This is a genomic window from Grimontia sp. NTOU-MAR1, assembly GCF_035758505.1.
In the GTDB taxonomy this organism is placed as follows: Bacteria; Pseudomonadota; Gammaproteobacteria; order Enterobacterales; family Vibrionaceae; genus Enterovibrio; species Enterovibrio marinus.
Genome location: NZ_CP142109.1, coordinates 1,394,513 through 1,406,547, shown reverse-complemented (window position 1 = coordinate 1,406,547; position 12,035 = coordinate 1,394,513). Strand labels below are relative to the sequence as shown.

Annotated in this window: 9 protein-coding genes; 3 read left to right on the top strand and 6 right to left on the bottom strand. The window is 48.0% G+C overall.

Annotated features, from left to right (window positions below):
• Nucleotide 1: 1 nt before the first annotated feature.
• The 6 genes from xdhC to aceB form a co-directional block, all read right to left on the bottom strand.
• The gene (gene xdhC / locus VP504_RS24445; protein WP_325894619.1) at nucleotides 2-898 is read right to left on the bottom strand and encodes a xanthine dehydrogenase accessory protein XdhC; all 897 of its coding nucleotides are present in this window, start codon (nucleotides 896-898) and stop codon (nucleotides 2-4) included.
• 23 nt (nucleotides 899-921) lie between these two features.
• The gene (gene xdhB / locus VP504_RS24440) at nucleotides 922-3,303 is read right to left on the bottom strand and encodes a xanthine dehydrogenase molybdopterin binding subunit (RefSeq protein WP_325894618.1); all 2,382 of its coding nucleotides are present in this window, start codon (nucleotides 3,301-3,303) and stop codon (nucleotides 922-924) included.
• Entirely contained in the window at nucleotides 3,293-4,747 is a 1,455-nt protein-coding gene (xdhA, locus tag VP504_RS24435; protein ID WP_325894617.1) for a xanthine dehydrogenase small subunit, read from the bottom strand. Before xdhA ends, xdhB begins: the two co-directional genes overlap by 11 nt.
• A gap of 298 nt (nucleotides 4,748-5,045) precedes the next feature.
• Nucleotides 5,046-5,780, bottom strand: coding sequence for a GntR family transcriptional regulator (locus VP504_RS24430; protein WP_325894616.1), 735 nt, complete (start codon nucleotides 5,778-5,780; stop codon nucleotides 5,046-5,048).
• A 238-nt stretch (nucleotides 5,781-6,018) separates the two neighbouring features.
• Nucleotides 6,019-6,459: a GlcG/HbpS family heme-binding protein gene (locus VP504_RS24425; protein WP_325894615.1), complete on the bottom strand. Its 441-nt coding sequence runs from the start codon at nucleotides 6,457-6,459 to the stop codon at nucleotides 6,019-6,021.
• A 51-nt stretch (nucleotides 6,460-6,510) separates the two neighbouring features.
• A complete protein-coding gene (aceB, locus tag VP504_RS24420; protein WP_325894614.1) occupies nucleotides 6,511-8,127 on the bottom strand; it encodes a malate synthase A in 1,617 nt (538 codons plus the stop codon).
• Nucleotides 8,128-8,420: 293 nt separating this feature from the next.
• On the opposite strand from aceB, the gene gcl reads away from it, so the two are divergent.
• From gcl to VP504_RS24405, 3 genes are read left to right on the top strand one after another with little or no spacing between them, the layout of a single operon-like run.
• Nucleotides 8,421-10,199, top strand: coding sequence for a glyoxylate carboligase (gcl, locus tag VP504_RS24415; protein ID WP_325894613.1), 1,779 nt, complete (start codon nucleotides 8,421-8,423; stop codon nucleotides 10,197-10,199).
• A 32-nt stretch (nucleotides 10,200-10,231) separates the two neighbouring features.
• Nucleotides 10,232-11,020 carry a hydroxypyruvate isomerase gene (gene hyi, locus VP504_RS24410; protein WP_325894612.1) on the top strand — a complete coding sequence of 263 codons (789 nt, stop codon included), beginning with the start codon at nucleotides 10,232-10,234 and terminating at the stop codon, nucleotides 11,018-11,020.
• A 4-nt stretch (nucleotides 11,021-11,024) separates the two neighbouring features.
• Nucleotides 11,025-11,915, top strand: a complete 891-nt coding sequence (locus VP504_RS24405; RefSeq protein WP_325894611.1) for a 2-hydroxy-3-oxopropionate reductase — start codon at nucleotides 11,025-11,027, stop codon at nucleotides 11,913-11,915.
• The last annotated feature ends 120 nt before the right edge of the window (nucleotides 11,916-12,035 follow it).

Sequence of the window (12,035 nt, the reverse complement as noted above, 5' to 3'; positions counted from 1 at the left end):
TTTATGCCCTTATTTTCTCGTTATTTTTATTATCGTTATCTTCAGGCTCTCGTTTAAGAATAGAGAGTTTCTCAGCCTGTTTTTGTGATGCTGAATGGGTAGAGGACTCGCGCTTATTGGCAATCTGTTCACCCTGATAGCAAGCGATAAGCTCACCTGTTACAGATACGGCGATCTCCGCCGGGTGTTTTCCTTTCACCGCGTCGATGCCGATCGGGCAAATCATGGTATTGATGGTTGCATCATCGAAGCCACGTTCTTTTAAGCGATAGTCGAAGCGTTTGCGTTTTGATAGGGAACCAATCAGGCCAAAGTACTTAGCGTCTCCACGTTTCAAAATGGCGCGCGAAAGATCGAAATCCAGCTGATGATTATGAGTGAGTACCAGATACATACTGTTAGTCGGGAGCGTGGACACTTCGCCAACAGGATCGTCCGTTAAGCGCATTTCCACGTTGTCAGGAATGACACCAGGAAATTGATCTTCACGCTCATCAATCCAAATCACTTTGAATGGCAAAGTAGCCAGAATATGGACCATGGCTTTGGCGACATGTCCCGCGCCAAATAGCGCCAGCATATGGCGTTGTTGTCCAATAGGTTCAAAGCTAAGTGTGACCATGCCTCCACAACACTGGCCGAGGCGAGCGCCAAGATTGAAGCACTCGACTTTCATGTCACTTTCGCCTTGAGCAAGCATCTCTTGCGCGGCTTTCATCGCGACATGTTCAAGGTGACCACCACCGATAGTGGCGATAACTTCATTCTCAGTCACCAGCATTTTTGTGCCTGCCCCGCGGGGTACCGAGCCTTTGTCTTCGAGTACCGTGACCATCACACAGGGCGTGCCTTTGGCTTCAAACTCTGCCAGCGCCTGGATCCAATTGTCTTTAAACATCACTGACCTCCATTTCCCGGCGTTTACAGCGTGAATGACACAGGCGATTTGCCTTTTCGCGCTTGTTTGATGGTGTTGTATACCTGCTCAGGTGTTGCTGGTGCTGGCAAGTGAGGGATTTCGCTTTCATCAGCCACACTCACGATTGCATCACGAATAGCGCTCCACACCGAAATGGCTAACATAAACGGCGGTTCGCCGACCGCTTTAGAATGGAAGACGGTGTCTTCTGGGTTGGCGCGGTTTTCTACCAAGCGGGTGTTGAATATTTCCGGTGTATCAGCGACAGCGGGGATCTTGTAACTGGCAGGGCCTGAGGTCATCAACTGGCCTTTGTCATTCCAAACCAGCTCTTCGGTGGTCAGCCAGCCCATTCCTTGAATAAAGCCACCTTCGACCTGACCAATATCAATCGCAGGGTTAAGCGATGCGCCTACATCATGAAGGATGTCGGTGCGCAGCACTCTGTATTCGCCTGTGAGGGTATCGACGATCACTTCTGAACACGAGACGCCGTAAGCGAAGTAATAGAAAGGGCGACCGCGTCCTTTTTCGTGATCGTAGAAGATCTTCGGTGTGCGATAGAAGCCAGATGCCGCCAACGAAATTTGGTTAAACCAACACAGTTCGGTGAAGTCAGCAAACGTCATGGTTTGCTTGTCTCCAATTGACACAATGCCATTACTGAATGCCACTTCTTCCGGAGAAACATCAAAGTGCGAGGATGCAAAGTCTATCATTCGCTCTTTGATGGTGAGTGCGGCATTTTGCGCGGCTTTACCATTCAGGTCAGTACCGGATGATGCTGCAGTCGGCGATGTGTTCGGTACTTTTTCTGTGTTGGTTGCGGTCACTTGAATCGTACCGACATCCACACTGAAGGTTTCTGCAACGATCTGCGCGACCTTGGTGTTCAAGCCCTGACCCATTTCGGTGCCACCATGGTTCAGCGAGATGCTGCCATCGGTATAAACCGTGACTAACGCGCCGGCTTGATTAAGGAATGTGGCGGTAAAAGAGATACCGAATTTCACAGGTGTGATAGAAATGCCTTTTTTCAGAATAGGGCTGTTGGCGTTAAATTCCGTAATGGCTTTTCGGCGCTTTTCATACTCGCACGACATTTCCAAATCGGCGGTCATTTCGTGAATGAAATTGTCTTCGACCTTCTGGTAGTAGTGCGTTTCGTCGCGACCTTCTCCCGCGTAGTAATTCGCTTTACGTACCTCGAGAGGATCTTTCTTGAGGTGACAGGCAATGGTGTCCATCACATGTTCGATAGTCATCATACCCTGCGGGCCACCAAACCCACGGTACGCTGTATTCGACGCCATATTTGTTTTCACACAATGCCCGGTTACCGTAGCATTGCCAAGGTAATATGCGTTATCAGAGTGGAACATGGCGCGGTCCACAATTGACCGAGACAGGTCCGGTGAGTGGCCAGCATTACCCGATACCACGATTTCAATTCCTTGAATCACGCCATTGTCGTCAAAGCCCACTTTGTATTGATTAAAGAAGGGGTGACGTTTACCTGTCATCATCATGTCTTCACGGCGCGGTAAACGGAACTTCACCGGTTGACCTGTTTGGTTTGCAATTACGGCTGCGATACAGGCTGGTGCAGCGGCTTGTGTTTCTTTACCACCAAAGCCACCCCCCATACGGCGCATATCGATCAATACCTTGTGCATAGAAACACCCAACACGGACGCAACCAGTTTTTGCACTTCTGTCGGGTTTTGGGTGGAGCAGTAAACAATCACGCCACCATCTTCAGTGGGGACAACACTTGAAACCTGGGTTTCGAGATAGAAATGCTCCTGACCGCCGACATGGATTGAGCCTTCCAGCACGTGTTCTGCATTAGCAATGGCTGATACTGAATCTCCACGTTTTTGGGTATGACTATCGGTAACAAACAACTCCTGCGCCAAGGCTTCTTCCACATCAAGAGCGGCAGGCAACAATTCGTATTCAACGATGGCGGCTTCTGCACCCTTTCTAGCATTGTCGAGACTGTCAGCGGCAACAGCAATCACAGGCTGACCGACGTAAACAACCTTGCCGTCAGCGAGCATAGGATCGCCGGGAAGGATAGGGCCAATGTCGAGTTCACCCGGCACATCTTCTGCAGTGATCACAGTACGAACGCCAGGTACCTTATAGCAAGGTGAGATATCAAGCTTGGTAATGTTCGCGTGAGCATGTGGGCTCATCAGCGCGTATACATGAAGCTGATTAGGGAATTCGCCGCGATCGTCAATGTAGAGCGCTTCGCCTGATACCTGCTTTTCAGCACTTTCATGTTTTACCGATTTGCCGACGCCAGTTGCTAATCCAGCTTTCGCTTGTGCGGTCATTTCTTCCATGGTCATGGCTGGGGCCGTTTTACGAGACATAATGAATCACCCTCGTTTCAATTTTCTTTCCATCAGCCGTATAGCTGAGTTCTGTGAACAGACGGTAAAGCAGGTTCGCTGCAGTTTCAGCGCGATATTCCTTTGTCGCTCTGAAGTCGGATATTGGCGAGAAGTCATTTTCCAACGCCGACATTGCGGCTTGAATAGTGGCCGCACTCAGCGGATTACCAACAAGTTCCTGTTCACAATGTGTGGCGCGTGCTGGAATGGCAGCCATGCCACCGAAAGCGACACAAGCGTCAGTGACAGTGTCACCTTCTAAAGTCAGTTTGAAGGCACCACAAACAGCCGAAATATCATCATCAAAACGCTTCGAGATTTTGTATGCTTTGAATGCCTGATTAGGCTGTGGTTTTGGCACACGAATCGTTTGTACAAATTCAGAAGGCTGCAATGCTGTCACTTTGTAATCTTTGAAGAACTCTTCGAGCAATATTTCACGCGCCGTTTCACCGCGGCGAAGAATAACGGTTGAGCCCAAGGCGATCAGCAGAGGAGGTCCGTCACCAATGGGGGAAGCGTTGGCGATATTGCCACCGATCGTGCCTTGGTTACGAATCTGTAAGGACGCAAAGCGTTGTAACAGCGCGCCGAAGTCTGGGTAGTGTGGTTCTAATGCTCGATATACATCAGTGAAAGGCACATTGGCACCGATTTCGATGTGGGAGTCGGTCTCGTTAACGGTTTTGATATCGTCGACGCGGCCAAGATAAATCAGTTTGTCGATATCGCGGTGAAACTGAGTCACTTCCAGTGCAAGGTCAGTACCACCTGCAAGCAGCTTAGCGGTGGGGTGTGCCATCAGCGTTTTTGCGAGTTCATCGCTGTTAGTCGGTGTGAATGCTGTTTTGCCGTCTGCGTGATATTCCAGTTCGGGTTTCCCAATCGCATTCAACTTTTCAATCGTTTCACGCTCGTACTCTGCAAACTGGTCGCGAATCGGTATTTCCCGACTCAGCGACAGTGCAGCTTCTACAATGGGTCGATAACCGGTGCAGCGACAAAGGTTGCCAGCCAATGCTTCATAAGTATCTTCTTTGTCCGCATTGGGTTGGTTTTTAGTGAGCGCGAACATCGACATGATAAAGCCCGGTGTACAGTAGCCACATTGGCTACCGTGAAAATCAACCATGGCCTGTTGTACGGGGTGTAGCGAGTCTTTTGTGCGTAAGTCTTCTACTGTGATGAGTTGCTTGCCGTGCAGTGCGGAAACAAAGGTCAAACAAGAGTTCACGCTTCGGTATTCCAGCTTGCCATCAACCACTTCACCCAAGACGACAGTACAGGCTCCACAATCACCTGAACCACATCCTTCCTTGGTACCAGTCTTACGCACATGCTCGCGCAGGTAGTTCAACACTGTCAGGTTTGGAGAAACATCATTCTCTTCCTGCAAAGTCTGATTTAAAAGAAAACGGATCACACGACCTCCATGACGTTTTCGTATCCATTAATTACAACCTAGTCATTCCTGACCGATTGGTCAACTTTCTATTAACAACTCATTGTCGTTGCTTTAACAAATAAATATTCAATAAAAACAGGGTTTAGTAGTGATTTTTCAGTAAAATGAGAAGAGTTTGTAAGCAATTATTGTATACAATCTGTGAGATTGATCGTTACGATTTCTCTATTTTGATAAACAGGTTGGTGAATTACAGATAAAAAAGCGGCCTGAATGTTCGGACATTCAGGCCGCTTAATAAACAGATCGTTGGAAATCAGGCTTTCTTCTTCAGCACGTTGGAAAACACAGCGTGGAGATCTTGACTGCCAGAATCATCGTGAAGATTCAGTTTGGAATTGATGTGATCGAGGTGAGTCTTCATTAAGGCAATAGCAGCTTGCTTATCTCCTGCTTCAATCACATCAAGTAACTGGGTGTGTTCATCGCAAGAGCAGTGTGTTTTCTTGGATGACTCATAAAGAGCAATGATCAGAGAACATTGAGAAACCAAGCTGCGCTGGAAGCTCATTAATGGCAGGTTGTTTGCCATCGCTGCCAGCTCAATGTGGAATTCGCCCGAAAGACGTATGCTGCGTCCAGTATCATGTTTCGCAATCGCTTCATTTTCCTCTGCCACCATGGCACGACACTTGGCGATTTGTTCTGGGGTCGCGTTTTGAGCGGCCAATTCTACGATCGCGAGTTCCATTACCTCACGCGCTTTTAGAATTTGCCTCGCTTCGTCAACTGTTGGTGACGCAACGATGGAGCCACGGTTAGGACGCGTACTAACGACTTGCTCTACTGATAGTCGGAGTAATGCGCGTCGGATGATAGTACGGCTAACGCCAAAAATTTCGCCCAATGCTTCTTCACTGAGCTTTGTACCTGGTGGTAGGCGCTGTTCCAGAATGGCATCAAAAATATGACCGTATACGATGTCATCCTGGGTTAATTTAGAGTTTGTAGGTTTGGTTTTCTTATTAGTTGCTTTGAGAAGCCCTGTCATACAGTTGTTCCTTTCCCGACTCGCCGTCTCTAGCGAGCCCGCTGCAAAATAACGTTCTAAAAGAGAACGTAAAGGTTATGCGTCTTGCTTTGTATAAGAATAGCTAAACTGATTGTACAACATTGCTGGAGTAATTGTATCTATGTTGTTATCGGTTTGCGGGGCGGGCTTTGTTCCAAGGGAGAGAATCATGAAGATAGAGCAATCGGCCAGAGTCTTCTGGCCGTTTGGATTTGTACTAGCCTGCCAGAGTGGCATCAGTTTTTAAACTGGATGCGACAATACCGGCAATTGCTACCGCTTCATCAGTATCAGAAATATCGCCGGAAACACCGACAGCGCCTAGTAATTCTGATTCAGCATCACGAATAAGTACACCACCAGGAACAGGAACGAGGTTTCCCTGTGCGAGTGTGGATACTGACGAGATAAAACACGGGCGGTTCTGGGCATCATCCGCAATTTTTCTGGAAGAGCAGCCCAGAGCGAGTGCTCCCCACGCTTTTGCAATCGCGATTTCCGGCCGCATCATGCTGGAGCCATCTTGCCTCTGTAGCGAAATGAGTGCACCACCTCTATCCAAAATGGCTACCGTTAGCGGTTGGGTTTTTCTTTCTTGCGCCGCATGGAACACCTTGGTGGTGATTTCCAGTGCTTTTATCATCGTCAGATTTTCCATTGAAAGTCTCCTAGATTTTTTGGGGCGGCTTAAAGCAGCCGCCAATGCTCGTTATTCGAGTTTTGCGTAGCAAGGAATGGTGAGAAAATCGGCAAAGTGAGCATCGGTCGAGAGCGTGAAAAATAGCTCTGATGCTTCATCAAATTTCCTGCATTCGTCATTGCCTGCTGACGCTTTCATGTTCTTCGCTTCCTGATCGAGCCAATCCCTAAACAACTCGGTAGTGAATGGGCGGCCATCATCGAGAGAAACTTGGTGTTTCAACCATTGCCAAATGTTGGCGCGGGAAATTTCTGCTGTAGCGGCGTCTTCCATCAAACCGTAAATAGGCACGCACCCAACACCACGTAACCATGCTTCCATATAAAGCACGGCGATTCGGATGTTCTTTCTCACACCAGGCTCATCTTTTGGTCCGTGGCTGGGTCGGAGGAGGATTTCACTGTTAAAGCTTCCATCAGGGATGAAATGCCGTTGGTTGATCTCACCATTGAGGTATTCATCAAATATCTGTCGTGCGAGAGAAACCAAATGCGGGTGCGCGACCCAGGTGCCATCATGGCCATTAGTAGCTTCACGGCGTTTGTCTTCAATCACTTTCTGAGTGACTCGCGCCATCTCGTCGGGATCTTTAGCTGGAATAAAGGCCGACATGCCACCAATTGCCAGTGCTCCACGGCGGTGACAGGTTTGGATGAGACGTTTGCTATATGCCTCTAAGAAGGGTTGATCCATACCAATGGCATGACGATCAGGCAGGATGCGGTCAGTATGATTCTTGAGTGTTTTGATGTAGCTGAAAATATAGTCCCAACGCCCGCAGTTCATACCCACAATGTGCTTGCGCATCGCATGGAGGATTTCTTCCATTTGGAATACGGCTGGAAGGGTTTCAATCAGCACTGTCGCACGGATAGTACCTGTTTCGACAGAAAAGTACTCTTCCGTGAAATCAAAGACTGACTCCCACCATGCAGCCTCTTCCATTGATTCGAGTTTTGGCAGGTAGAAATAAACACCTTGTCCGCGTGCGTTGCGGGATTGGTAGTTATGGAAAAAGTACAAACCGAAATCCATCAAGCTTGCAGGCATGGGTTTGCCTTCAAATAAGATGTGGGACTCTTGCAGGTGTAAGCCACGTGGTCGATGGATCAACGTGGCGGGTGTTGATGACAATTGATAGTACTTACCCGTTTTCGGGTCGACATAAGTCATCGTACCTGTATTCGCATCGCGCATGTTGATCTGGCCATTCACCATGTTTTCCCAAGTTGGTGAGGTGGCATCTTCAAAGCAGCACATAAAAACATTTGCACCGGAATTAAGTGCGTTGATCACCATTTTGCGGTCAATGGGACCAGTGATCTCAACACGTCTGTCGAGCAATACCTCGGGGATATCTGCGACTTTCCATTGACGGTCATCTCGAATGCTTGCTGTGTCAGTACGAAAATCTGGAAGCACACCGGTATCGAAGGTTTCTTGTTTTCGTTTACGTTCAGCCAGCAATGAATTCAACTGACCACTAAAGCGGTTGCAAAGTGATGACAGAAATGCGAGCGCATCGTTGTTGAGTATGCTTTTGGCATCTTCGTTAAACAAAGGGCCGGTTACCTGAACACTAGCAGGGCAGGAGGGGTTTTTTGACGGATTTTCTAATTCATACATAGGCAAGGTCCTTTAAGTAAATGTATACAATGAAAAGCTATATAGTATGTTTATAATTGTTTTGATGGAGAACAATAAAAGCACAATGTTAATGCAATGTGAATAGTTCAAAGCCAAATTTCATCAATGTCAGAGTCTTGTCTGACCTCTTTTATAAGTGCCATGTGTACTGATCTCATTTCCTATTCAATCTTAAAAAATGTTTAATAACTGTTAAAAAGTCCTTGCGATTAATAATTAATCGATCTAAGAATACAATTAATAATCAAATTGTATACAAAAAGGGGTTTTGTATGGGAAGGATGAGAGCGATTGATGCAGCTATTGCAGTGCTGAAAAAGGAAGGTGTGGTTAAAGCGTTTGGTGTACCGGGCGCGGCAATCAATCCTTTTTACTCAGCGCTGAAGAAAGCGGGAGGTATCGACCACATACTCGCTCGCCATGTTGAAGGTGCATCTCACATGGCCGAGGGTTACACCCGAGCAAATCCCGGGAACATTGGTGTTTGTATTGGTACTTCGGGCCCAGCAGGGACGGATATGATTACCGGTCTCTATTCGGCGCAGGCTGATTCGATCCCCATTCTTTGCATTACGGGACAAGCACCACGCGCAAGACTTCACAAAGAAGACTTCCAGGCGGTCGATATAGAATCTATTGCTCGTCCTGTCACCAAATGGTGCTCAACCGTTCTTGAGCCAGCTCAGGTTCCGCGAGCTATCCAACACGCTTTCCAAGTGATGCGTTCAGGTCGCCCAGGACCTGTGCTCATCGACCTCCCTTTGGATGTTCAACTGGCAGAGATCGAATTTGATATCGACAGTTATGAGCCTCTTGAGCCATACAAACCTTCCATTTCACGCCATCAAGCGGAGAAAGCGTTGGCTATGCTGAACGCCGCTGAACGTCCACTGATTGTTTCAGGTGGGGGCGTGATCAATGCGAATGCTTCTGAGCTCTTGCAAGAGTTTGCTGAGATTGTTGGTATTCCAGTTATTCCAACTTTGATGGGCTGGGGCACTATTGCTGATGATCATGAGCTGATGGCTGGCATGGTTGGCCTTCAAACCTCTCACCGTTATGGCAACGCATCACTGCTTGAGTCCGACGTGGTGTTAGGTATCGGTAACCGTTGGGCCAACCGTCACACGGGCTCTGTAGATGTGTATACCCAAGGTCGTAAGTTTGTTCATATCGATATTGAGCCCACACAAATTGGTCGCATTTTCTGCCCTGACTTGGGGATTGTATCTGACGCTTACCAAGCACTTACTGTGCTGGTCGAAGTAGCAAAAGAATGGAAGGTAAAGGGCAAATTGAACGATCACTCTTCATGGGTTGGTGATTGTCAGCAGCGTAAAGCTACCATGCTGCGCAAAACGCACTATACCGAACAGCCAGTCAAACCGATGCGTGTCTATGAAGAGATGAACCGCGCGTTTGACCGTGAAACCTGTTACGTCAGTACCATTGGTTTGTCTCAAATTGCTGCTGCGCAATTCCTACACGTGTATAAACCGCGCCACTGGATTAATTGCGGTCAAGCTGGACCTTTAGGCTGGACAGTGCCGGCTGCGTTAGGTGTTCGCGCTGCGGATCCTGAGCGCCAAATCGTCGCTATTTCCGGAGATTACGACTTTCAGTTCATGATTGAAGAGCTCGCCGTTGGTGCCCAATTCAACCTCCCTTACATCCATGTGCTGGTGAACAACTCTTATTTGGGGCTTATCCGTCAGGCACAACGCCAGTTCGATATCGACTACTGCGTGCAGCTGGCTTTTGAAAACCAGAATGCACCTGAACTTGCCGATTATGGTGTCGATCATGTGACTGTGGTGGAAGGGTTGGGTTGTAAGGCATTACGTGTCACTGACCCAGAGCAAATTGCGTCAGCGTTTGAAGAAGCAAAGGCCTTGATGGCGAAGCATCGTGTGCCGGTTGTTGTAGAAATCATTCTGGAGAAAGTCACCAATATCTCCATGGGTGTAGAGATTGACTCGGTGAATGAATTTGAATCTCTGGCGGACTCTATTGCTGATGCGCCCACTGCATTGGCTGCGGATCGCCAATAACTTCTCGGTTCTTATGGAATAAGGAAATTGAAATGCCAAAGTTAGCTGCCAATTTATCAATGTTATTTACGGAACTGCCTTTCATCGAGCGCTTCAATGCTGCGGCAAACTTCGGTTTTAGGGGAGTGGAGTACCTATTCCCATACGCATTTGATGCCAATGAGCTGAAGGCTGAATTGGATCGCAACCATCTCAAGCAAGTGTTATTTAACCTACCAGCAGGGGATTGGGACGCGGGAGACCGCGGGATTGCTGCTGACCCGGCACGTGTCGATGAGTTCCGGGCAGGCGTTGCACTCGCGATTGAATACGCCAATGTATTGGACTGTGAGCAAGTGAACTGTCTCGCTGGGATTGTTCCTTCGGGGGTTAGTCAGGAGCAAGCTGAACAGGCTCTGATCGAAAACCTGAGATTTGCGAATGCTCAGTTGGAAAAGGCAGGCATCCGGCTGGTTGTGGAAGCAATCAATACGAGGGATATACCCGGCTTTGCGCTCACCAATACCAAACAGGCGATCCGGATTTGCGATGCGGTCGGAAGTGACAATCTTTCACTGCAGTATGACATCTACCACATGCAAATCATGGAAGGAGATATCGCACCTACCTTGAGTTCAAAGTTAGGCCGTATTGGGCATGTTCAGCTTGCAGATAATCCCGGACGTCACGAGCCTGGTACAGGAGAGTTGAACTACCACTTCTTGTTCAGTCACCTAGATTCTATCGGCTATGAGGGATGGGTTGGGTGTGAATATAAACCTGCTACCACCACCGAAGAAGGCATGAAATGGCTTCAGACATACGGACAAAATGAGGAGTAATGGAATGACAACTATCGCATTTATCGGCACCGGTATCATGGGTAAGCCAATGGCAGAAAACCTGCAAAAAGCCGGTTATCAACTCAACTTGTCAGAAAGCCGTTCGACGGCACCTGCTTCTTTAGTCGACGGTGGTGCAAAAACGTTTCCTTCAAATCGTGAAGCAGTTAAGGACGCGGATTTTATTATCGTTATGGTACCAAACACGCCAGATGTCGAAGATGTACTCTTTGGTGAAGATGGTATAGAGCCAGTGCTGGATACCACAAAGACCGTCATCGATATGAGTTCTATTTCCCCCATTGAAACTCAAAGCTTTGCTGCCCGGGTCAAAGAGAGTGGAGCAGAGTATCTGGATGCGCCCGTTTCTGGAGGAGAAGTTGGTGCCATCAACGCAACCTTAACCATTATGGTGGGTGGAGATGAAGCCATATTTGAAAAAGTGCTGCCTTTGTTTGGCGCTATGGGGCAGAACATCAACCTAGTGGGTGATAACGGTGCAGGACAGGTTTGTAAGGTGGCAAACCAAATCATTGTCGCCCTCAATATTGAAGCCGTTTCTGAAGCACTTGTGTTTGCTTCTAAAGCAGGCGCAGACCCAGTAAGGATCCGTAACGCGCTAATGGGTGGCTTTGCTAATTCAAAAGTGCTGGAAGTTCATGGTGAGCGTATGGTGAAAGGAACCTTTGACCCTGGTTTTAGAATCCGCCTACATCAGAAAGATTTGAACTTAGCATTGACAGGAGCTGAAACGCTTGGCGTTTCACTGCCGAATACAAAATCCGCACAAGAGCTATTTAGCTTATGTGCAGAGCAAGGTGGGGAAGATTGGGATCACTCTGCGCTTATTAAAGCCATTGAATCGCTTTCTAACCACAACATCCGCGGCGAATAACGCCGTGCACCATACCAAGCAGTTTGAAGTGTCCAGCTTTTCGCTGCTTGGAGTACCTCCAACTTGAGTTTACGTTTTACAGGTCCTTAGTATTTTGCCCGCTTCTTTCACGACGGGCTT

Excerpts from the sequence above, each read along its gene's own strand:
- VP504_RS24405 (WP_325894611.1), top strand. The coding sequence starts at position 11,025 with ATGACAACTATCGCATTTATCGGCACCGGTATCATGGGTAAGCCAATG.
- VP504_RS24425 (WP_325894615.1), bottom strand. The coding sequence starts at position 6,459 with ATGGAAAATCTGACGATGATAAAAGCACTGGAAATCACCACCAAGGTG.
- aceB (WP_325894614.1), bottom strand. The coding sequence starts at position 8,127 with ATGTATGAATTAGAAAATCCGTCAAAAAACCCCTCCTGCCCTGCTAGT.
- hyi (WP_325894612.1), top strand. The coding sequence starts at position 10,232 with ATGCCAAAGTTAGCTGCCAATTTATCAATGTTATTTACGGAACTGCCT.
- xdhB (WP_325894618.1), bottom strand. The coding sequence starts at position 3,303 with ATGTCTCGTAAAACGGCCCCAGCCATGACCATGGAAGAAATGACCGCA.
- VP504_RS24430 (WP_325894616.1), bottom strand. The coding sequence starts at position 5,780 with ATGACAGGGCTTCTCAAAGCAACTAATAAGAAAACCAAACCTACAAAC.
- gcl (WP_325894613.1), top strand. The coding sequence starts at position 8,421 with ATGGGAAGGATGAGAGCGATTGATGCAGCTATTGCAGTGCTGAAAAAG.
- xdhC (WP_325894619.1), bottom strand. The coding sequence starts at position 898 with ATGTTTAAAGACAATTGGATCCAGGCGCTGGCAGAGTTTGAAGCCAAA.